This is a genomic window from Desulfitobacterium hafniense DCB-2 (genome assembly GCF_000021925.1).
GTDB classification, from domain to species: domain Bacteria; phylum Bacillota; class Desulfitobacteriia; order Desulfitobacteriales; family Desulfitobacteriaceae; genus Desulfitobacterium; species Desulfitobacterium hafniense.
Map to the genome: position 1 here is coordinate 3391246 of NC_011830.1, position 19919 is coordinate 3411164.

Genomic DNA, 19919 nt, shown 5'->3' on the forward strand with positions numbered 1-19919 from the left:
AACAGTAAATTCGATTAAAATTTTAATTACCGTAATAATATTTTCAACATCCGGCGCAGCCATGGAGAAGATGCCATTGATCCTTTCTATAATTCAGACTGGCTGCGCAGCCCAAGCGTCTATTTTTTCTACTTTTATTTTGGGAGTAGCCAGCGCTTTTACATAAATCAAGGTGCAGCATGGCTCCTGCTTTGCTTTGAAAAAACGGTTTGAACAAAAAATAGAAATCGTTCAAACCGTTGCTATGATTAGGTTTGGAGCGGGTGATGGGAATCGAACCCACGTAGCTAGCTTGGAAGGCTAGTGCTCTACCATTGAGCTACACCCGCAGAATAAATATGGTGCGCTCGAAGGGATTCGAACCCCTGGCCTTCTGATTCGTAGTCAGACGCTCTATCCAGCTGAGCTACGAGCGCAAATTCTGTACGGCGTTACCGTACCGACAGTTATTGATTATAACCATAATTTTCTTCCAAGTCAATGGGAACTTGGAAGCTCGACCTGATTTATCAATTCTGCTAACCCTTATTGACCTCAAATATCCCAAATTTAATCTTAACTCCCTGGTTGCTGAACTTTTCTTCATATTCAGTCTTAATATTTTCGGTGAATTCACTTTGATGCAAATCAAAGGTTCTGTACTTTTCAATAAAGCCTTCCTCGGCAAAGTACCTTAAGCTATCTTTAAACAATTCATCATCATCTGTTTTAAACCATATTTCTGAATGGTCTTTCATAAGCTTTTTATAGACCGACAGAAATTGAGGATGTGTTAGTCTTTTGTGATGATGCCTTCGGCTGGGCCATGGATTGCAAAAATTAATATAGATCTTTTCTATCTGGTCATGCTTGAAGATACTCTCCAGCTTGGCAATATTCATAGGAATAACTCTTACATTATGGAGAGCCTTCTCATTAATTTTTCGCAGAGCTTTGACCAGCACCTCATCATAAAGATCGATAGCTATATAATTGATATGAGGGTTCAGCTCTGCACATTGATTGATAAACTGCCCCCGTCCGCATCCCAGTTCAAGATGAATAGGGTGATTATTGCCAAAGGCCTCCTGCCAATTTTCCTTATACTGCATAGGATTATAGATAACCTTAGGATCACTCTCCAGCTCAGGTCTTGCCCAGGCTTTTCGTCTAAGTCTCATGTCATTCTCCTCGATGTTCAAAAAATAAAAAAGTTCATAAAATAGCTATTGAAACCCTTGAAGCAAAGGACTATTCTGAGTAGTAGCTGAATCAATTTTTTGAATTATAAAACTTTCGGATTATCGCTTAGTCCAGACCGTTCTGCCGCAGGCCAGCTCCCTCTCTCCTGACTGATCAAGAACGCGATGCAGATATTGGAGTCCGGCACCCTTGGCTCCTTGGCCTTGGGACAGTATGTCCGTACCATATGGGGTTTCTTTCTTATAGATCACTTCCAGCCGTTGCAGCCTGTAATCTTTTAGAGACTCTTCAGATATCCCTTCCAACATCCACTCGACATACCGTGTATTGTTGACATGGCCATTGGTATCAATATCGCTTCTTCGGACATGAAACCTTATCTCCGAGTGGATATCCGTGATTTCCGGCAAATCCTCAAAAGGCTCCTTCCCTTCATATCTCTCCGGCACTCCATATTGAGCCGCAAACTGGAGTGGGATCCGGGTGGGGCGCCTTTTATCAATATTTAAGTAAATCCACAGGGAACCGGCTTTGCCTATGATATTCCCTTGCGAATCTCTGATTGTAAACATCCTTTCGCCATAAAACCGTTCAAACCCTGTATTAAGAGTCTCTATGGTTACCTTTTCCCCTAAACGGGGATAGCGCTCCATCTCCAATCGCCAACGATTAAGCACCCAGCAGGTTCTTAGCTCCATGAGGGATTCGATCCCTAATCCTACAGCCTCGGAATGAGCTATGGCACAATCTTCAAGAAAGTCCAATATAGTTATTACCGAAGCCTCTCCAAACTGATCCACCTGGAAATAAAAGATCTCATACTCTTTACTATATCCCGACATGATGACCATCCTTACTTATTTTTGACTATATCCATAGTTTAATCGATTATCGATTCCCAAGCAAAGAAAAAACCCAAAATACTACTTTCCAATCCGGCTATGAAGGAGTATCAGTATGACTTACGACCACCAATTCGTCCGCTCGACCATGATCATCTGTCTCTTAACATCCTTTATCGGGGCCTTTATGTCCAATTCCGTGAATATTGCTATTCCTGCCCTTTCACTTGACTTTACCGTAACCCAATTGCACCTCAATTGGGTGGTAACCATTTATCTGTTAACCAGTGCCGCCTTGTCCATCCCTTGCGGACGTTTAGCAGATATTATCGGCAGACGGAAGCTCTTTCTGATCGGCATCGGTCTATTTTGCTTAAGCTCTTTAGGCTGCAGCCTGACTCCCTCTTTTAATGTTTTAATTTTCTTCCGGCTTTGCCAAGGCGTGGCCAATGCCATGATCGCCGGAACATCCATGGCGATTCTGACGACAGTGGTTCCTCCCCAACAACGGGGTAAAGCCCTGGGCATTGCTTCTGCCGCCGTCTATATCGGGCTTTCTCTTGGCCCCGTCTTAGGGGGATTGTTTGTCAAGCTCATCAGCTGGCGAGCAATTTTTGCTTTTGGCTTCGCCGTAGACGCTCTGATCCTGGTCCTCATCCTTACCAAGCTGACAGGGGAGTGGAAAGCCGCCGCAGGAGAAGTTTACGACTATAAAGGGGCTGCTCTGTGGATTTCCGGCCTTACTCTCCTGCTGTTTGCCTTATCCAATTTAGCTTTAGCTCCCTTTTATACTCTCCTGCTGATTGCCGGCTTGGTCCTCTTAGGGATCTTTATCCGGGTTGAACTCAAGACCGACTCCCCCATCTTTGCTCTTAGGATCTTTGCCAAAAATACACCTTTTGTCTTTTCTAATCTGGCCACAGCGATCAATTACCTTGCTACTTTCGCCTTAGGCTACCTCTTATCCTTGTACCTCCAGCTTATCTTAGGGCTGGACAGCTCCCTGGCGGGGCTTATACTCCTCTCCCAGCCCGTGCTCATGGCCCTTCTCTCCCCATTTGCCGGGCGGTTATCCGACAAGATCCAGCCCCGCATCCTCTCCTCTGTGGGCATGGCCATCGTTACTGCGGGACTCCTCCCGATCATCTTCTTTACGTCTTCCACACCCATTGCCTTGATTGTGGCTGATTTGGTGTTCATCGGCATCGGTTATGGACTGTTTGCCTCCCCCAACACCAATGCCGTCATGAGTTCGGTGGACAAACGCTATTACTCCATTGCTTCATCCACCTTAGGAACCATGCGGCTCTTAGGGCAGACCTTAAGCATGGCTACCGTATCTTTGATGACATCGCACTTTATCGGCAATACCAGCCTTTATTCCCCGGAATATCCCCAGGTTTTCATGATCAGCTTTAAACTGAGCTTTATTCTCTTCACCATACTCTGCTTCCTGGGCATCTTCGCTTCCCTGGCCCGGGGCAAGAAAGAGCAGGTTCAATGATTAGGATCTTTAGCTTTGCTGTATTGGTGAAGGGTTAATCCTACCGTAATCACAGTTAAAAAGATTCCCGTAAGCATGGCAAGTCCATAGCCTAAGCTTTTGGCCGCAATGAACAGGGTTTGCATCCCACCCTCTTCATGGTATCCCATTCCGAAGAAGAGATGATTAATCCCCGGAATATAGCCCATCTGATGCACAATATGCCCGCCGATGATCAGGGGAATAAAAGCAAACACCAATTTAATCCGCTTAGAGGCCGCTTTCGTCTTAAAAGGCTTCCCCAGCCACCAGCCAAGTGCTCCGCCCAGCAGAGCCGCCAGCAAATAGGTCAGGGTAAACCAAAGCTGCCATTGACTTGGGGGCATGGAGCCATGAAGAGGTTCAAAAACCATGATCGGAAAAAGGATTCCCATGAGCATACCAATAAAAACAGCATACCCTTGATTGACACGGGTCAGATGCCAAACCTCCCGTGCCGGTACTCTTAAGTTGACCTGGACATTCTCATGCTGGCAATTGCTGACGCATTTAAAGCATAATTTGCAATCCAAATTATTATCCAGATAGGGCAAATGCTGACTCATCGGGCAGCCCTTGACCCCATCCCTGCCCACATAACAATCAAAGGTGGTGCATTTATTCAGGCATACCGCTGCATCTGCTCTTACTTCCAAGAGAGAACCGATGGAGGCCGTCCCGATAAATCCTCCCAAAGGGCAAAAATGCCGGCACCAGGCATGGCGGGGATAAAGAACACTGACAATAATGGCCAGACCTTGAATAACCAGGAGCAGCAAAGCGGTAAAAAGCATATGGGAACGCATGCCCGTAAAGATTTCCGCCCAAAAAATCAGGGCAAATAAAACACTCACCATCAGATAATCATATTTGACAAAGAGGGCGGGCAGCGGCCGTTTCGGGTGATAGCGATCTTGTACAAACTCCATAATTTTGGAAAAAGGGCAAAATGTGCACCATAGTCTCCCCAATAAAGGGGATAGAATAGCCAGAGAAGGCCACCAAAGGCCCCAAACCAAGACAAAAACTTTCATAGTAAGAGGCAATTGAGGAAGGAAAACCAGTCCGACAATCAGCAGAAGGAATAAAACTGCCGAAATCCATTGCAGACTGTGGAGAAGCTTCCTACTTTTGAATAAACTTTTAAAGAATCCCCATTGTAAAAGATTGATTTTACTCCCGATCTTTTCCGCAGTGGGACCAAAAAAGATTTGCTCTAACCCGATGACATCCTGATCGGCGAGAAAGAAGGCCCGCTCCATTACCTGAATAAGCTCTGTTACATTGCCTTGGCGATAATTATGAGACAGGAGAAGTTGTGTCGCTTCAGAGGTTAATACAGGTACATTGCGCTGATGCTTCTGAGCTAAACTCTCCACAATGCCTTGAGCGATGATCGGGATATCTCTTTTACGCTCCCGTAAGGGCGCTATGGAGTAACTATGCTCAAAACAAGCAGCCAATTCAGGCATAAGCTGGGGATCCTTATGCTTGCTATCTTCCTGAATACTGCCGATGACCAGACAGGAATGATGAGCAGTGCCAAGCACCTGAGCCAGCCTTATTTGCAGCTCAGGGGTAATTTGATCTATTTCCTGGATGAAAAGGGTCCCCCCTGCGGCAATATCCTCAAACGTAAAAGCAGCGTAAGAGCTTTCTGCAGCTTTCTTTTCCTCTTTGAGCAGATAACCCCATTGCTGTTCAAAACGCTGACCATTCAGGACGACAAAGGGAGCCGCCTCTCCAAAAAGCTGCTGATGAGCATACCAGGCCACCATTTGCCGGCCCGTGCCTCTCTCTCCCCTGATCAGCAAATGCCCCTCAGTCTGCTGGAGCTTCTTAAACAAGCGTTCTACCTCATGGGTGGTTTTCACACTGCCCCAGATCCCGTAAAATTTATCTTTATACCGGGTAAGTTGAATGGCCGACCGTAAGACTTCCTTATAACGGCTTGCCGAGAGCATTTGATGGGTTTCAGCAAGATTATCCGTTAAATTGCCGATGATAGTGCTGTAGATCTGGGGCCAGCGCAACAAGATACGAGCGAAATCTTCGGCCTTAATGGTCAGGAGGCGGACCGGCTCCAAAGCACGAATCGTTTCCGTGGCCGCCTTACCCGTGACCAAAGAAACCATGCCCAATACCTTATCCTCACTGTCCAGCTTTCCTTCTTCGAGTATATAGACTGCCGCAGGCTTTTTTCCTGCTTCGATGAGAACGGCCCCTTTAGGGTAGATCTCCCAGTGAAATTCGTGAGCACACTCAATTCGATCCTGTTGTGACAAATCCGCAAGAAAAGGCACCTCAGAGAGAAGATGGAGTTTTTCTTTCACAGGGTTCACCCCCCACTACGCTAAATTCGGAATTTTAAGTCTACTATACGCTATGGAAAAAGCTGCTGCCAAGGATTTTAAATTCACAAGAATAAGAATACATGATACAAAAAAGATGAGGTGATGGATTTGCCTTATGCAGGCATTGAAAAAGGCCAACTATACTTGGCTGGAGACATTGGCGGAACCAAAACTCTCCTAGGACTTTATTCCCTGGAAGGCACTGAGCTTGTCTTAGTCAGGGAAAGGAATTTCCCCAGTAAAGACTGGCAGGACTTAACAGCGCTTATACAAGGATTTTTAGATGAAATAGCCCTAACGCCTGAAGACATAACCGGAGGCTGCCTCAGCCTGGCCGGGCCCATCACTCAAGACAAATGTTTTCTCACCAATTTGAATCGGGTGATTGATTGCCCTGACTTGCGGTCCTCCCTGCCATTGCGCAGGCCCCTGCTTTTGGTCAACGACCTTGAGGCTATGGGGCAGGGCCTTATGGATTTAAGAGGGGAAGATTTAATTTGTCTCAACCCTTCCGCAGAGAGTCCTTCCTCTTCCCTTGCCTCGTCTCCTGCCCTTTCCCTCGCCAGGCCCTCACTTAACCGGGCACTGATCGCCCCCGGTACAGGCTTGGGTCAGGCCATGATCCTGGCTGACGGGCGGGTTTGCGCCACAGAAGGCGCCCATGGGGACTATGCCCCCCGCACCGAGCAGGAAGTACGGTTGTGGCGCTTTCTGGCCCAACGATACGGTCATGTCAGCTATGAGAGAGTCCTCTCCGGTCCCGGGCTGGCAGATCTCTATCGTTTTCTGTACTGGGAGGCTCTTTCCCCCTCTCTCCCTGGCCCGGCCTCTGACTCTATCCCTGCTCCTGATTCTAGCCTTACTCCTGCCGAGATCACAAAAAAAGCCCTCGACGGAATCTGTACACTCTGTACAGAAACATTGGAGCTCTTTGTGAAAATTCTGGGGGCGGAAGCAGGCAATCTCGCTTTAAGGACTTTGGCCTATGGAGGAATCTATCTGGGCGGGGGCATCCCCCCTAAAATCCTGCCCAAGCTTCAGGAAGATGGCTTCATGGAGGCCTTTCTCGCTAAAGGCCGTTTGAGAGAGCTTTTATCCCAGATCCCTATCTATGTGATCCTTAATGAAAGGACTCCTTTGCTGGGAGCCGCCCGTTTGGCGGTGGCAGCCGGGTATCCTTTTACATGCTCTTAAAAACGGACTTAAGCTCTATATTCAAATCTGGGAAGATATTTACAATGACCTAATCACAGACCTCTGGATAAGAATTCATTATCCTTTTAACTTCCGGAGAATTTAAAAACTTATTGCAGAAATCAAGAAACATTTGTTCTTCTTTACAACATTGAATGATTTGCACAATACCATTCTTATGCCTTGGAAACTTTTCATTAAAATTATTTATGAGATCTCCTATAAGAATATCACTATTTTTTGCTGCAATAATTAAACTCATCATATCATCTAATTCTTGAAATGATATTCCACTAAATAACGCATAAATGAAACGATGCTTAACGCCTAGCTTTTCTGCAATTAGACCAAGCGTTTGTCCTATCATAGTTATGTTTTCTTCAATCAATTTTATTTTAGTTTCTATTTCTGTATTATTCATTTTTGTGACTCCTTTGTTTTCATGAATATAATGGTTATAACCCCAGATAAGACGAAGAGAATTTTCAGCCCAGATTTAAAATCTAATTGGAATGGCCGCAGGCCAAACCTGCGGCAAAAGGAAAGCAAAAAAGCATTAAAGGTACTTAAAGTAAAGAAATATGCTGAAGTTCAAGGGATAACCGTTATGGACAAATGAGGTCCCTCAGATTCCAGCCAATAGTTTTACCAAAAACGCCCAAGTACCTGAATCAGTTCTTCCAGATGAATGCTCCCAATACCATATTGGTAACCGGCATCACGCAATTTAATTGGAAAACTGTTTCACTTAGAATACAAACCAATCAATTATATATGTTACTGCATATGCTACTCGATTTGCAACTAAAGTACTCGCTCCAGCATCAATAAGTCGTCCCGACATATGTTGGTACAATGCATTTTTTGTCCAATCTGCATAATAAGAAATTTCGTCTAAGGCATTTGCAATAACCGTAGCATAATTTCTTAAACCGACTGCATATTCATATCCTATTTCTCTTTCTACCCATGAGCAAAGATTTGATAAAGAACTTGAACGTAACATTTGAGAAAATCTTTGGGTTATTTGTGACCCATACCCGGTTTGTCGGACACAGGAGAGTTAGGGTAAAATAAGACCTGTGGAGGATGATAAACGTGTCAAAAAACGGGAAACGGTATAATCAAGAATTCAAACATGACATTATACGCTTAATCACTGAAGAAAACCGTTCAGTTTCAAGTGTGGTTCAAGATTTTGGGGTCAATGAGCAAACTGTGCGCAACTGGCTTAAGCAAACCAAAGAGAGGCAAGATCCTATCAAGACCAAGATAGCCGAGCTTGAAGCTGAGCTTAAAGCAAGGGATAAAAAGATTGCCGATCAGGAGTTAACGATAGATATCTTAAAAAAGGCTACCGCCATCTTCGCCCAAAGCAACCGGAAATAATCTATCAGATGATTAAAAAAGCCAGCAGCTCCAGCTGCCCGGTTGAGAAGATGTGCGAAACCTTAGAGGTATCTCGGAGCGGTTATTATGATTGGGATAGGCGTGAACCCAGCAAGCGTCAAAAAGAGAACGAAACGATTCTTAAGGTGATGAAGGAAAGCCATACCAAGGCTCAGGCAATGATTGGTCTGGATAAACTTTGGAGCGATGTCAAAGAGGCAGGGTTTCAATGCGGTAGAAACCGGGTTTACCGATTACAAAAGCAACATGGACTATACAGTGTTCGAAAGAAGCCCTATCGCGTCTGTCTCACCGACTCGAATCATGATTTGCCCAAAGCCCCGAATCTCTTAAACCAAAAATTTAAGGTTGAGCACCCGAATAAAGTCTGGGTCACGGATATCACAGAATTTAAAACAGCTAAAGGAAGCAAGCTGTATCTGGCTGCCATCAAGGACTTATTTCATAAAGAAATTGTGGGTTGGGCTTTGGCTGAACACATGAGGACTGAGCTCTGTTTGGAAGCCTTAAGGAACGCTGTCAAGCGTCATAGACCGCTCAAAGGGTTGATTCATCATTCGGATCAAGGGCGGCAATACTGCAGCACCGTCTATGTCGAAGAATTAAAGCACTGGGGAATGATACGAAGTATGAGCAGAAAGGGCAACCCCTTTGATAATGCCTGCGCAGAGTCTTTTTTCAGCACCATTAAATCAGAAAGGCTCCATCACAAAACATACAAAGACATCGAGGAAGCAAGGCGGGATATCTTTTGGTACATCGAATGTTTTTATAATCGACAACGGAGGCATCAAGCGTTAGGGAATCTGACACCGGCAGCTTTTTTAAAGAAGCACTGTGAGACCCAAAAGGCTGCTTAGGGTCAACTTGGTAGGCGCCTGTCAAGGGGCGGTGTCAGCCGAGACGAAGTCCTTGCCCTTGATAGGCCAACTAGCTAAGACCCTTATGTCTCAGAACAGTTTAAAGACTGTTCTGCTGCCACCCGGCGAGGGCGGGGTTTCAGGGGCTGGCCCCTGAGAGAGCAGCTTGGAGCATTTACTTAAGATGAAAAAAGAAGCAATCCTGCGATTCTGGGAGAATCCCTAACTCTAGAATGTCCGTTTTATCGAGAAAAGGTCATTTGCTTTGTCAGCCAAGATTTAATACCATAAGGCTCTACCGATCTATCCGAAAATGTCTCTTCTGTTATTGGGCTTAACTTTACAGCGGGCTGGGACTGACTTATGGCGTTCAGATCAGCTTTCACTTCAACCCGAGGTGTAGCCGTCGAGGCAAATGCACTAACAGCGAAACTTAACACCATTATTAACGCCAAAGGTAAAGCCATTAATCTCTTAGTAAATCCAGTTTTAAACACTAATTTCACTCCTCATATTTTTGAATTACTCCAATCCTTCAGGTTCCTCGACTCATAAAATCGACCCAGACAATTCTGGGCTTAAGTGAAATTGATTCGATGGTGGGTGAGTTGCAGTCTGCTTAAAACGAACTTCCGAGGGAGCGTGATCTTTGTATTCTCCTTCGTCGAACTCAGCCCAGATTTGAATACATGACGTTTTCGCTATTCGGATTTCCTATGACATCACCTCCATCATTGCTTCTAACACTGCCCACGGATAGCGAGAAAGAAATAAGCTTTATCAATGGACAATGCCTCTGTTACTTCTTATTTTAGCTTCTTTGCGCATAATGCACATCCGTATTAATAGCAGGGTTTTACAACTTATTTTCCAGGAATTTATACCTGGTTTAATCTGGTATTTATTACAGGTAAACTCTCGCTTCATACGGCTCTTCCTATCTTCATCGTTGGTCTGTAACCCCGCATAGGTCCAGTGATGAAAAGGTCTGGGGTACGCCATGCAATACTCTTCAGCAATACCCAAGCCTGACTCATACTGCGGTGCACACTTTTGTATTTGCTCCCGCATCATCTGACTAACATCGCATTTACATAAAACAAACTCTGGCTCAATTCACTTTTTCAGTAGCATCCGAAATATCCCGCCCATCCACGAATAATAGGATTAAGCCTTGCTGCCACTGCTTCAATACCCCAGGAAGGTGTTTCTCATGGCTTTCTGTCAGATATTCCAATATGAAGGTCGACAGTGCGCTTGGTAATTCCCAGACTTTGAGTTATCTCTTTACTGCGTAACTGATAACAACCAATTTGACCGGGCAGGAGACTTTCCCCCGAGCACATCATAAGTGATTTTTTGCGGGATAAGGTACAATAAATTTCACAAATAAAAAAATGAGTGTCTATAAATAAAGACATATATACACTTAAACGAAGGCGTAATAAAGCAAGAATTAAAAGAGTTGATACACCACAGTGTGGAAGAAACCCTGAACAGCTTGCTGGATCAGGAAGCCGCCGCGTTGCTCGATGCCGAGAAGTACGAGCGTTCAGAAGACCGAAAAGGCTATCGGTCTGGACATTAACGGAACCTGGTAACAACTTCCGGAGAGGTCAAGCTTAAGGTTCCCAAGCTGAAGGGTAGCCTTTGAAACAGCCATCATTGAACGCTATAAGTGGCGGGAAAGCTCTGTCGAAGAAGCGCTCATTGAAATGTATTTAGCCGGTGTCTCCGTGCGCCGGGTAGAGGACATCACAGAAGCCCTATGGGGAACCAAAGTATCCGCCGGAACCGTCATCAACTGAACAAGAAAGTTTATGGGCACATTGACACCTGGCGTAACAAGCCTCTGCAAGGAAAGTATCCTTACGTTTACCTGGATGGAATCTATCTCAAACGCAACTGGGGTGGAGAATATGAAAGTGTCGTCATCCTGATCGCCATGGCCGTCAACAAAGACGGCTATCGCGAAGTCATCGGAGCCAGCGAAGGAATGAAGGAAGACAAAGCCAGCTGGAAAGACTTCATCCGAAGTCTAAAAGAACGAGTGTGGGTTAACCCACCCATCCTCTCTGGGGGAGACTTGACATGGGCCCCTTGCCGGATGCTTCCATGGGTCGTGGAATGGGGCTCAAAAGGTGGATTCCTTTGGGGTAAGCCCCATCCCCTATAGCCCCCTTAACCCGCGCGGTTGATGGATCTCAATTGTTTCCATGTGCCTTAAATGCGATTTGACTGTCGAACCCAAGAAAAAAGTTATCAATAATTTAATATTTAGATTAACGTGCCCAGGGCCATGTGAACGGGTTTAGCAACATGACCTCGGTCGCTGAGAAACATGAAAGCGTATTCTTGTATGGTTTTCCCTCCAATGTCTGAAAACCCTTTATAAATTTATAATAACACCCTAAAGCATCTTGCTGGATTTTTATTCAAAGAGGCTGTCCGAAATTGGTACGCGCGTACTTATTTCGGACAGCCCTTTTACTTCCGGCAAAGCAGCGAAGCAGTCCTCCCTACCCACGGAGGAATCTATCTGGGTGGCGGCAGCCCCCGTGAGAAAACAGAAGGTTGACATTTTTTACCCTTACTTTACTTTTAATTAATGATACAAGGGATACAAAATGTTTTAGCCATGATATTGTATTAATGTGGAAATGAAACTTTTTACTTCACTTTTTCGTTTTACAAACAGCAGAAGATTAACATATTGATCCAAACCAGTTTAATAAGAATTAAGAAAGCGGAACGAGCCATATTAATATAAGGTAAGTGATTAAAACAGCGGGAGGCTGATGATGCAGAATAAGCTCTTAAATGTAAAAAACCTGCAAACTAAAGGTTCCGGCGCCGCTTTCCTGATTACCGGGGTTTTTCTGACTTTACTTGTGGCTTTCCTTTATTTTGACCGGAGCTCTGAGCTTTCGGCTGTCATCCAGAATTTAGGAGCGGCGGGAATGCTGCTCGCCGTTATGCTCATGGCTGTTTTCTGCCTGACCCCCATTCCTTCGGAAGGCCTGGTTGTAGTCTTCCTGAAGATCTATGGCATATACCTTGGGACATTTCTGGCCTGGCTGGGATGCAATCTGAGTACCTTGGTTATCTTTTTTGCAGCCAGGCATTACGGGCAGATCTTTTTTAAAAAGCTTCTGACTCCGGAGCGGTTTAAGCTGGTGGATAGCTGGGTTAACGATAAAGGAACCTGGGGTTTGTTTATCGCCCGGCTGCTGCCGCTCCCGGCTTTCATTGTCAATTACGCTGCCGGAATGATTCCGTCGATTAAATTGTGGCCCTACTTCTGGACAGCTGCTTTAGCCATCATTCCCTATTATGTGGGAACTGCTTTAGTCTATCTGGGGATTACAGCCAAGATGTGGATTTGGCTGGTGATCGGCGGAGCAGCAATTCTTATTTTCTGGAGCATTAGCTATCTACTTAACCGAAAATCCCTCAAAGTCGGTTAATCGTAACTATTCCAAGCTGCTAAGACTCAGCAAAGGAGATCTTTTACAGAAATGGCTGCCACTTTAATTTCATTGCAGGAGGTTGAGCAATATGAGCAATTTACGGGTGTTAGTCATTTCCGCTGCCTTTGGTGCAGGCCATATCAAGGCTGCTGAGGCGGTTATTGAGGCAATCTGGGCTAAAAGGCCCAACACTGAGATCTATCATGCCGATTTCGGAGCATTCTTGAATAAAGCCTTTCATTTGGTGATTAAAACCGCCTACATCGATATGATCAAATATACTCCCAAGCTTTGGGGGGAATTCTATTACAGGACATCGGATATCCCGTCGGATTCCTTGTTCCAGCGTTTCTTAAATGGTTTGGGGCGCCAGGAGTTTATCAGCTATATCCATTCTGTGCAGCCGGATCTTATTGTCTGCACTTATCCGACCATAGCCGGCGTTTTGGCTCAGTTGAAAGAAAAACGGATCCTAACCGTTCCCCTGGCTGCCGTGGTAACCGATTATGCCATTCACAACCAATGGGTTCATCAAGGTGTAGACTTGTACCTGGTGGGCTCACAAGAGGTTGCGGATGGATTGGCTCAACGGGGCATCAATCCGGGGTGCCTTAAGGTTACTGGAATACCGGTCAGTCCCAAATTTGAAATCAAACTGGACCGGGAAGAGCTGGCCAGAAAATTCGGGCTCGATCCGGGTCAGCCCACTATACTGGTCATGGGAGGAGCGTATGGGGTTCTGGATAACGCCACAGGCATCTGCCGGTTGATCATGCAAAACAAACTTCCTGTCCAGCTGCTGATCGTTTGTGGCAGGGATAAACGACTGTACAGTACCCTGGAACCGCTGGTCCGAAAAGCGGAAAACAGAGTGCTGCTCTTCGAATTTGTGGAGAATGTAGAAGAATTGATGACAGTTTCCGATCTTATGATAACCAAAGCAGGGGGCCTGACCGTGTCAGAAGCGTTGACCAAGCAGCTGCCCATGGTGATTTACAAGCCTATCCCCGGTCAGGAAAAAGCAAACTCAGAGTTTTTAAGAAGGGTTGGAACAGGAAAAATTGCCGCTACCGAGGGGGAGCTCCTGCAAATTCTGACTCATCTTCTGGAAAATCCGGAGGAAATCAAACTAATGAGTCATGCGGCCGCCAAACTGCCCCGACGCACTGCGGAAACTGCTGCGGATTATTTGCTTGAGCTGTTTCGCCAGCGGAATAGGGTCCGAAAGGTTGGGTAGGTTGACAATTCGATTTTATTGAAGGCTTAGCTGACTGCTCTGTAATAAGGCATGAAGACTGCCCTCACTATCCAACACAAAACTTTTGTTGTTAAACGAAAATGGTTTCGAAACATCAATTCCTAGTGAGGTTAAAAATTCAGCTGTCGATGCAACTCCTCTCCCCAAATCTGTTTCATTATATTGCTTAACAGAAATATCACCCTTAGCAACCGAGTAGAGCATTTGAAAACGACCGCTAAGTGAATCCGCTTTAGCCCGTTGTGCTGTCGTATATTTGTCAAGTAATAAAAACGCAAATCTATTTCTATCCGAATTAACGGGATCATCACGGTGGATAGCGGTAGAGAAATTAGTATTCATCCCATAAGAGTCAAAGAATATATTCAATGGGATACCATCCACTGTTCCAATACTTTTCATCTCACCCTCTTTAATATTAATACTATTAGTATTTGGATCTGCTACATTTGGCAGATCGGTTGATAGAAGTTGCTCCCATTTTGGAGGCTGCTTTGAGATTTTATTTATTTGTAATGTTTCATATTGCTGAGAATTGCTTTGCAGACGATTATTATTAGAGATTACTCTTGCAGAGGTTAAGTCATTTATTTTCATATGACATCCCACCTTCTAATAATTGAGTGACGATATTCTTTCAAGATATTGTCACCTTTCAAAATACATTTTTAAAATAATTTAACAGTTATTCATCTAAATCATTAAAAAGATGCCTAAGAATTTCAACAACCTTCTGATTTTGAACATAACCCATAGGGTTGCCGGTTTTCAGATCGCTTTGAGCTCGCTGCTCATATTCTGCAATCCAATCTTTCCTACCATCCGCATTAAATGAGGTCATATGTAGATTAGCTTTCAGGGATCCAGGCGGAGCCAACATAGGTTCGAAGGTTAGCATTCCGTGATCAAACAAGGATATTTGCCCTGCCTTATAGAGTTTAGCGGATATCTCTTGAATCTCCCTGAAAGATGCATTTCTTATATTATGGCTTCTGGATAACTCTTCCCAAATGTCGGTAGCCACATGCTCTTTTTGTTCTGGGGCGGATTTTTCCAGAAGGCTAAAGAAAACATCAGTCTTTTGGTTTGCACTCAGATTTATATTGGTTCTTGAGTACAACAATGGATTATACTCCATGCTAACTCTCATAGAATCACTCCTGTATATATTTTTAAATGATCGTCTATATAAATATTATCGTAAATAAATCTTCCGATATTTAATCACTTCTGGATTATTATGTTCATAATGAAAGTAAAATTAGGTAAAGGGACACTCGATCCATTCACTACAAGGCCATAACCTAGGGGGATCTTCTATAGTTCGATAACCCTTCCTGCCCGATCTTTTAATTTTTTGAGCGTTTTTGGCGTCCAGAGAGCCTGTGGGTTCATCTGCTAAAATGATCTCACATTTTTTTAGAAATAAACGGGCCAGCGCGATCCGTTGCTGCTCTCCACCAAATAGCAAACTAGGAACTAGAACTAACCACATTGCCGCGAATATCCCAATATACTCCTTATACGTTCTGAAAAATCCGGCGCCGAATAATCTGCACAGGGTTGTTCTGGGCGGCATAGACGAGAAATTCCCGCAGATTGGGTTGACTTTTATTGAGCGTATCCCGTCCCAATTCTTTTCTAAAATCTTATACTGCCTAATGCTACTATTACTGAGAGAGATCTTTTGGAGAAATGCCAAAACACAATCGATTGCTTCCATGTTCTTTTGCATAGAGAAACCTCCATAATAGATTCGTCTTGGTTAATCACCAGACGTCTCTATTATGGAGGAATAAACAAAATGTTGAATACAACATTCCGATTCTTTTAATCGAAAGGATAGTGATGGTGTTGCATCTATAAAATACCCAGCACTATATAAATATCATCGTAAGTAAATCTTTGGCTATCTGTCCGTGCAAACGTTACTCAATGAGCGGAATATACACAAAAAAACGATGTTTCCCGGATCTGTTTCAAAACAATTCATTTAATAATTTCCGACCCCGAAAGGGAAGGTTGACCGGACAGAAAGCCTTTCTTCCAAACATTCCCCTTGCTATTCTGTGCCAAATTATAAGTGATTCAGAACCTGGAGGACGTTCCGAGGAAAACTCCCGAGCATTATTCAGGGTAGTCCGAGAAGTTTAGAAGGCCATGGCTTATCTTTTTTGCAGCAATCCTTTTACCTTCTTTAATTTCATTATCATATGAATAGTTGTCAGATAAATAATAGCCATATTCAATGCCAGAGTTTGGGTCTGATTTTATCACTGTAGGAATACGGAGCGCTTGCTCATAGGCTTTACGTGCATTTTTCTCATATTCTTTTAAAGACATATTCTTAACATGAGAATAGAAATTTTGTTCTTCACCTTGAACCAGTCTTATTTTTGAGTCACCTTCTAAACCATATTCTAAATTTAATTTGTGTATAATGTCTAGATATGGCTTAATTTCATTTATATAATCAGGCGCTTTTAATATTGTTAAACTTAAAAGCATTAGACTCAAAGCTAGCACAGTAATAAAAAAAAACTTATTCTTTTTCATATTAACATTCTCCTTAATCAGTTTGTGCCATATAAACCGTCCGTGCCGCTTCTCCTGGAGTTTGCACAGTGAGTAATGAGACCCCTGCTATTTCGTGCCATTTCTGAACTGACGGATGCAATTCAGGAGCCAGACCGTCTATTTGCAGGATAATATCGCCCTCGTTGATACCTGCGCTCCCTCCTTCGCCATAGGGATCTACGGTCACTACCGTCCATGCCTCTTCTGTATTCTCCAAAACAAGGCCGATATACGGATGGTGCAGCAAACCAATCAGGCAGACCAGACACAGTATGACAAAAATGGCATTGCTCAGAAGCAATGCCCAATTTTTATGTTTGATTTTCCACAAGTGCGATCAACTTCCTTTTCTGCTCCTCTGCTATATTCATGGTGTCCAGAATTTCCACCGCTTCCTGCTTAAAGCATGCACATATAACCGAGCAGTAGTGCGCTGCACCTTCCTGTATAACGAATCGGCGCAACCGGTCCGTTTCCGCGGTCCCGAATTCCGCTCCCTTTCGCCGTGCCGGTGAACAGAGCTTATGCAGCTCTTCTGTTTTCTCTCTATTTTGTTTTAATACATTGGCCAGATAAACCAAGGGCAGAGTTTTTTTGCCCAGTCTCACATCACTTTTAGCCTCAACTCGGAACAAGTCCCGGAGATCATTTTTGATTTGACTGATGATACCGAGGTTTTGACCAAATTTCTCCAAATCGAGAATTAAGCTGGTATCGCATCCGGCTAAAACCGCCGCCAGTTTACAAGTCCCTGCGGTTAGAGCGCCGGATTTTTTACGGGCTGTATCAAAATATTGAGCGAGGGTTATGGCATCCTGCCCTTCATAAAGGAACTCCTGGTTTTGCCCATGGCAGGCCGTAATCCCCATCGTCTGAAAAATATCATTGGCCTGGCGATAAAGAGCCTGATCGTTAATCGCTGCTAATGCTTTGAAGGACAGGAACAGAATTAAGTTGGCTGTATTTATGGCCTGGGCTGCCGGAATTGTCCGCCAAGGCAGCTCATCATTATCCTGATCCTCTATATCATCAAATATGTCCGCTGCCAGCGCGTAGAGCTCCATAGCCACAGCGCCATGTACGATGGTCTCTTGACTATCGCCAAAGACATCCCCAATGGTAAAAAGCAAATTTCCCCATGGATACTGCTTCCCACCTGGCTTATTCTCCGCGCGCACCCATTCCAAGACTATACCTGAAAGATGCCCGGCAGACCCGGATTCCGCCAAGAACCGTTCTATTCCACCTGCAATCTGCTGCTCCACACTTATAGAATCGTCTATTAAGCCCATTGGCTATAAGGCCCAATCCCTATCGCGACAGAATCTCCAGATAAGTGAAGCTTGGAAAATCCATCAATAACGGCCTCCTGCTCCCTCATAGTCATTCCCTGAAAAGCTTCGGATTTCAGGGCTTCAGTCTCCCCATTGTTCTGCCTTTGCACCAGTTCGTGGACGACTTTAGCCAATTGATCGAAATTCATATTCCCCTCTCCTTTCCTAAAATGGTATTATTTTGTCATTATCATTATAAGTTAAATGGGTTTTATTAAACAAGCATAAGAATCGTAGTATTTTTCATTATATACTTTCTTTCATACAATGCGCATCCGTATTAATACCAGGTTTTACAAATTGTTTTCCAGGTATTTATACTAGGTTAGAACTAATATTTATTGTCATTAGCGTAGAAGGCATATCGCTCCTTAAACTTCCAGGCTTTAAGGTTCAAATTACCAACCGGTTGGTAATTTAGGTAGAAAGGGGTTGGCTCTGGCTTGGCAGAACCTCAACCGATACGGAAAAGCAAAGAGATAGGCACTACCTCTTGCAGGGCAGCGCCTACCTCTTTGCGAATTCTTTGAACATACGGGGACCCTCTCATAAGCATTGTCTGCAGTTGCCTTGTCCGAACAAGTCGCTATGAATTCCGGTACGGGTGAGGGTCAAAACGAGTATGTCATCTTCAACCTTATAAATGAGCAACCAGTCCGGTGTGACGTGACACTCCCGATACTTTGACCAAATGCCGCTCAACGCATGATCCTTATGCTTTTCAGTAAGAGGCTCTCCTGAAGCCAGTGTTTGAATGACTGCCGTAAGAAGGCGCATATCATAGCCTCTGCGCTGGATATATTTCAGATCACGCTTAAAGCGATTAGTCGACTTCACTTCATACATCAGCCAAAAGCTCCTTCATCATCTGATCGATATCAGTATAGCCTTTAACCGAAGGGTCACGGCTGACGCGCTCAGCCTCTTCCATGGCGGCAATCGTCTCGGCATTCGGATTCTCAAGAGCAATATCAAAGGGAATTCTCTGCTGACGCACGGCCTGACGCAGGAAAATAGTGAAGGCTGTCGTCATGTTCATTCCAAGCTCAGAGAAAAGCTGCTCAGCCTGTTTTTTTAATTCAACATCCATACGAATGGTTATATTCGTCGTGTCAGCCATAATCATCAACTCCCTGCTTTACTATATTCAACCCCTGTCGGCATAAGCACCCGTTTTTCTCAGCGCTCCTCTTTGAGGTATGCTCTCTAGGCTGAAAATGGCTTCTTCCAAGGAATCCAACAATTTTAAAGCGATAACCGGCTCTGTCAGCGTTTCAGCAATATAAGCATATATGCCGTCCAAATCGCGGTAGACACGAGGCAGTAATTTTACGGCGTATTTATTTTCCAAAATGTTTCCTCTTTAATTTCGATAGAGCTTCTCTTGCATCAACAAGCTGATTGTCGGAAGTATACTCGGCTTCGGCTTCCGCGATAGCCGCGTCGAGCTCACGACCTTCCAGCATGGCGTCAAACGTCTCGATGCTCATAATAACTAAATCGCCATAGCCGTTTTTTGTTATGAATATCGGCTCCTTCTTTGCATGACACAGGTCAGAGATATCATTTGTGTTCCTTAAATCAGTTATCGGTCTTATTTGGGGCATGGCTGACGCCTCCTTTCATGTACATCATTATAGCATTATTATGTACAATTTACAGAGCTTAGTTTGGCAAAAAAAGGAGGAGTTTAGACAACTCTCTATAATCCCCCTTTTTGACGCACGCCAACCTGCTCTTGCATACCGTTATCACACACTTAATACCTGCCCCCCTTGATTTTTTTTGAAGCTTTTTATCGTTTGTCATTCCCGCATAATCATCCTGAATCCACCAAGGCTAATAAGATTTATATGAGGGAGCTGCATAGGGATAGTATTCGCTGGTTGCCGTAATGTTCCTCATTCTGATTTGGG

Annotated in this window: 22 protein-coding genes, 2 tRNA genes and 2 pseudogenes; 6 read left to right on the forward strand and 20 right to left on the reverse strand. The window is 44.3% G+C overall.

Going from position 1 to position 19919, the window contains the following annotated elements; all coding sequences use genetic code 11:
- Window positions 1–255: 255 nt before the first annotated feature.
- The 4 genes from DHAF_RS15810 to DHAF_RS15825 form a co-directional block, all read right to left on the reverse strand.
- Window positions 256–329: transfer RNA gene (locus DHAF_RS15810), tRNA-Gly, on the reverse strand.
- Window positions 330–339: 10 nt separating this feature from the next.
- A tRNA-Arg gene (locus DHAF_RS15815) sits at window positions 340–416 on the reverse strand.
- A gap of 102 nt (window positions 417–518) precedes the next feature.
- Complete coding sequence (gene trmB / locus DHAF_RS15820) at window positions 519–1160, reverse strand: tRNA (guanosine(46)-N7)-methyltransferase TrmB (RefSeq protein ID WP_015944441.1); 642 nt, start codon at window positions 1158–1160, stop codon at window positions 519–521.
- A 120-nt stretch (window positions 1161–1280) separates the two neighbouring features.
- Entirely contained in the window at window positions 1281–2024 is a 744-nt protein-coding gene (locus DHAF_RS15825) for an acyl-[acyl-carrier-protein] thioesterase (RefSeq protein ID WP_015944442.1), read from the reverse strand.
- A gap of 115 nt (window positions 2025–2139) precedes the next feature.
- On the opposite strand from DHAF_RS15825, the gene DHAF_RS15830 reads away from it, so the two are divergent.
- A complete protein-coding gene (locus DHAF_RS15830; protein WP_015944443.1) occupies window positions 2140–3528 on the forward strand; it encodes an MFS transporter in 1389 nt (462 codons plus the stop codon).
- Here the strand turns inward: DHAF_RS15830 and DHAF_RS15835 are convergent.
- Complete coding sequence (locus tag DHAF_RS15835; protein ID WP_015944444.1) at window positions 3522–5879, reverse strand: AAA-type ATPase lid domain-containing protein; 2358 nt, start codon at window positions 5877–5879, stop codon at window positions 3522–3524. The genes DHAF_RS15830 and DHAF_RS15835 overlap by 7 nt on opposite strands.
- 123 nt (window positions 5880–6002) lie before the next feature.
- On the opposite strand from DHAF_RS15835, the gene glk reads away from it, so the two are divergent.
- Window positions 6003–7094 (forward strand): glucokinase, encoded by a 1092-nt coding sequence (glk, locus tag DHAF_RS15840; protein WP_049769578.1) that lies wholly within the window; start codon window positions 6003–6005, stop codon window positions 7092–7094.
- A gap of 49 nt (window positions 7095–7143) precedes the next feature.
- Here the strand turns inward: glk and DHAF_RS15845 are convergent, their stop codons facing one another.
- Both DHAF_RS15845 and DHAF_RS25795 read right to left on the reverse strand, forming a co-directional pair.
- The gene (locus DHAF_RS15845) at window positions 7144–7515 is read right to left on the reverse strand and encodes a hypothetical protein (RefSeq protein ID WP_015944446.1); all 372 of its coding nucleotides are present in this window, start codon (window positions 7513–7515) and stop codon (window positions 7144–7146) included.
- Between the two features lie 327 nt (window positions 7516–7842).
- Window positions 7843–8100 carry a hypothetical protein gene (locus tag DHAF_RS25795; protein ID WP_148213292.1) on the reverse strand — a complete coding sequence of 86 codons (258 nt, stop codon included), beginning with the start codon at window positions 8098–8100 and terminating at the stop codon, window positions 7843–7845.
- Window positions 8101–8183: 83 nt separating this feature from the next.
- Between DHAF_RS25795 and DHAF_RS15855 the strand changes: the two genes are divergently transcribed.
- Window positions 8184–9364, forward strand: a protein-coding gene (locus tag DHAF_RS15855) for an IS3-like element ISDha7 family transposase (protein ID WP_085930657.1) whose coding sequence is annotated in 2 segments (ribosomal slippage) — window positions 8184–8436 and window positions 8436–9364 — 1182 coding nt in all. Because the reading frame shifts where the segments join, the coding sequence is not laid out codon by codon here.
- 242 nt (window positions 9365–9606) lie between these two features.
- Here DHAF_RS15855 and DHAF_RS15860 read toward each other — a convergent pair.
- Both DHAF_RS15860 and DHAF_RS26785 read right to left on the reverse strand, forming a co-directional pair.
- Window positions 9607–9861 carry a hypothetical protein gene (locus tag DHAF_RS15860; RefSeq protein ID WP_015944447.1) on the reverse strand — a complete coding sequence of 85 codons (255 nt, stop codon included), beginning with the start codon at window positions 9859–9861 and terminating at the stop codon, window positions 9607–9609.
- A gap of 627 nt (window positions 9862–10488) precedes the next feature.
- On the reverse strand, window positions 10489–10557 hold the full coding sequence (locus DHAF_RS26785) for a group II intron maturase-specific domain-containing protein (protein WP_080518310.1): 69 nt from the start codon (window positions 10555–10557) through the stop codon (window positions 10489–10491).
- Window positions 10558–10775: 218 nt separating this feature from the next.
- Here DHAF_RS26785 and DHAF_RS15865 point away from each other — a divergent pair.
- The 3 genes and pseudogenes from DHAF_RS15865 to DHAF_RS15875 all read left to right on the forward strand — a co-directional run.
- A pseudogene (locus tag DHAF_RS15865) lies at window positions 10776–11414 on the forward strand (IS256 family transposase); the annotation flags it as partial.
- A gap of 748 nt (window positions 11415–12162) precedes the next feature.
- A complete protein-coding gene (locus tag DHAF_RS15870) occupies window positions 12163–12831 on the forward strand; it encodes a TVP38/TMEM64 family protein (protein WP_041271979.1) in 669 nt (222 codons plus the stop codon).
- Window positions 12832–12922: 91 nt separating this feature from the next.
- Window positions 12923–14071: an MGDG synthase family glycosyltransferase gene (locus DHAF_RS15875; RefSeq protein WP_015944449.1), complete on the forward strand. Its 1149-nt coding sequence runs from the start codon at window positions 12923–12925 to the stop codon at window positions 14069–14071.
- Between the two features lie 15 nt (window positions 14072–14086).
- On the opposite strand, the gene DHAF_RS15880 is transcribed toward DHAF_RS15875, so the two are convergent.
- The 11 genes and pseudogenes from DHAF_RS15880 to DHAF_RS15930 form a co-directional block, all read right to left on the reverse strand.
- Complete coding sequence (locus tag DHAF_RS15880) at window positions 14087–14689, reverse strand: hypothetical protein (RefSeq protein WP_015944450.1); 603 nt, start codon at window positions 14687–14689, stop codon at window positions 14087–14089.
- A gap of 88 nt (window positions 14690–14777) precedes the next feature.
- Window positions 14778–15242: a hypothetical protein gene (locus DHAF_RS15885; protein ID WP_015944451.1), complete on the reverse strand. Its 465-nt coding sequence runs from the start codon at window positions 15240–15242 to the stop codon at window positions 14778–14780.
- A 167-nt stretch (window positions 15243–15409) separates the two neighbouring features.
- Window positions 15410–15560, reverse strand: a pseudogene (locus tag DHAF_RS26860) (ATP-binding cassette domain-containing protein); the annotation flags it as partial.
- Between the two features lie 659 nt (window positions 15561–16219).
- Window positions 16220–16648: a hypothetical protein gene (locus DHAF_RS15895; RefSeq protein ID WP_015944453.1), complete on the reverse strand. Its 429-nt coding sequence runs from the start codon at window positions 16646–16648 to the stop codon at window positions 16220–16222.
- A 13-nt stretch (window positions 16649–16661) separates the two neighbouring features.
- The gene (locus tag DHAF_RS15900; protein WP_015944454.1) at window positions 16662–17000 is read right to left on the reverse strand and encodes a hypothetical protein; all 339 of its coding nucleotides are present in this window, start codon (window positions 16998–17000) and stop codon (window positions 16662–16664) included.
- Window positions 16981–17961: a polyprenyl synthetase family protein gene (locus DHAF_RS15905; RefSeq protein ID WP_015944455.1), complete on the reverse strand. Its 981-nt coding sequence runs from the start codon at window positions 17959–17961 to the stop codon at window positions 16981–16983. The genes DHAF_RS15900 and DHAF_RS15905 overlap by 20 nt, the downstream gene beginning before the upstream one ends.
- Window positions 17952–18152: a hypothetical protein gene (locus tag DHAF_RS15910; protein WP_015944456.1), complete on the reverse strand. Its 201-nt coding sequence runs from the start codon at window positions 18150–18152 to the stop codon at window positions 17952–17954. The genes DHAF_RS15905 and DHAF_RS15910 overlap by 10 nt, the downstream gene beginning before the upstream one ends.
- A 397-nt stretch (window positions 18153–18549) precedes the next feature.
- Window positions 18550–18849 carry a type II toxin-antitoxin system YafQ family toxin gene (locus tag DHAF_RS15915; RefSeq protein WP_015944457.1) on the reverse strand — a complete coding sequence of 100 codons (300 nt, stop codon included), beginning with the start codon at window positions 18847–18849 and terminating at the stop codon, window positions 18550–18552.
- A complete protein-coding gene (locus DHAF_RS15920; protein WP_015944458.1) occupies window positions 18842–19129 on the reverse strand; it encodes a type II toxin-antitoxin system RelB/DinJ family antitoxin in 288 nt (95 codons plus the stop codon). Before DHAF_RS15920 ends, DHAF_RS15915 begins: the two co-directional genes overlap by 8 nt.
- Window positions 19130–19150: 21 nt before the next feature.
- Complete coding sequence (locus DHAF_RS15925; RefSeq protein WP_015944459.1) at window positions 19151–19354, reverse strand: type II toxin-antitoxin system RelE/ParE family toxin; 204 nt, start codon at window positions 19352–19354, stop codon at window positions 19151–19153.
- On the reverse strand, window positions 19344–19610 hold the full coding sequence (locus DHAF_RS15930; RefSeq protein ID WP_005812614.1) for a type II toxin-antitoxin system Phd/YefM family antitoxin: 267 nt from the start codon (window positions 19608–19610) through the stop codon (window positions 19344–19346). The genes DHAF_RS15925 and DHAF_RS15930 overlap by 11 nt, the downstream gene beginning before the upstream one ends.
- Between the last annotated feature and the right edge of the window lie 309 nt (window positions 19611–19919).

Bases quoted from the DNA above. Each gene is read 5' to 3' on its own strand.
- trmB (WP_015944441.1), bottom strand. From the start codon at position 1,160: ATGAGACTTAGACGAAAAGCCTGGGCAAGACCTGAGCTGGAGAGTGAT.
- DHAF_RS15825 (WP_015944442.1), bottom strand. From the start codon at position 2,024: ATGTCGGGATATAGTAAAGAGTATGAGATCTTTTATTTCCAGGTGGAT.
- DHAF_RS15830 (WP_015944443.1), top strand. From the start codon at position 2,140: ATGACTTACGACCACCAATTCGTCCGCTCGACCATGATCATCTGTCTC.
- glk (WP_049769578.1), top strand. From the start codon at position 6,003: ATGGATTTGCCTTATGCAGGCATTGAAAAAGGCCAACTATACTTGGCT.
- DHAF_RS15845 (WP_015944446.1), bottom strand. From the start codon at position 7,515: ATGAATAATACAGAAATAGAAACTAAAATAAAATTGATTGAAGAAAAC.
- DHAF_RS25795 (WP_148213292.1), bottom strand. From the start codon at position 8,100: ATGTTACGTTCAAGTTCTTTATCAAATCTTTGCTCATGGGTAGAAAGA.
- DHAF_RS15870 (WP_041271979.1), top strand. From the start codon at position 12,163: ATGATGCAGAATAAGCTCTTAAATGTAAAAAACCTGCAAACTAAAGGT.
- DHAF_RS15875 (WP_015944449.1), top strand. From the start codon at position 12,923: ATGAGCAATTTACGGGTGTTAGTCATTTCCGCTGCCTTTGGTGCAGGC.
- DHAF_RS15880 (WP_015944450.1), bottom strand. From the start codon at position 14,689: ATGAAAATAAATGACTTAACCTCTGCAAGAGTAATCTCTAATAATAAT.
- DHAF_RS15885 (WP_015944451.1), bottom strand. From the start codon at position 15,242: ATGAGAGTTAGCATGGAGTATAATCCATTGTTGTACTCAAGAACCAAT.
- DHAF_RS15895 (WP_015944453.1), bottom strand. From the start codon at position 16,648: ATGAAAAAGAATAAGTTTTTTTTTATTACTGTGCTAGCTTTGAGTCTA.
- DHAF_RS15905 (WP_015944455.1), bottom strand. From the start codon at position 17,961: ATGGGCTTAATAGACGATTCTATAAGTGTGGAGCAGCAGATTGCAGGT.
- DHAF_RS15910 (WP_015944456.1), bottom strand. From the start codon at position 18,152: ATGAATTTCGATCAATTGGCTAAAGTCGTCCACGAACTGGTGCAAAGG.
- DHAF_RS15915 (WP_015944457.1), bottom strand. From the start codon at position 18,849: ATGTATGAAGTGAAGTCGACTAATCGCTTTAAGCGTGATCTGAAATAT.
- DHAF_RS15920 (WP_015944458.1), bottom strand. From the start codon at position 19,129: ATGATTATGGCTGACACGACGAATATAACCATTCGTATGGATGTTGAA.
- DHAF_RS15930 (WP_005812614.1), bottom strand. From the start codon at position 19,610: ATGCCCCAAATAAGACCGATAACTGATTTAAGGAACACAAATGATATC.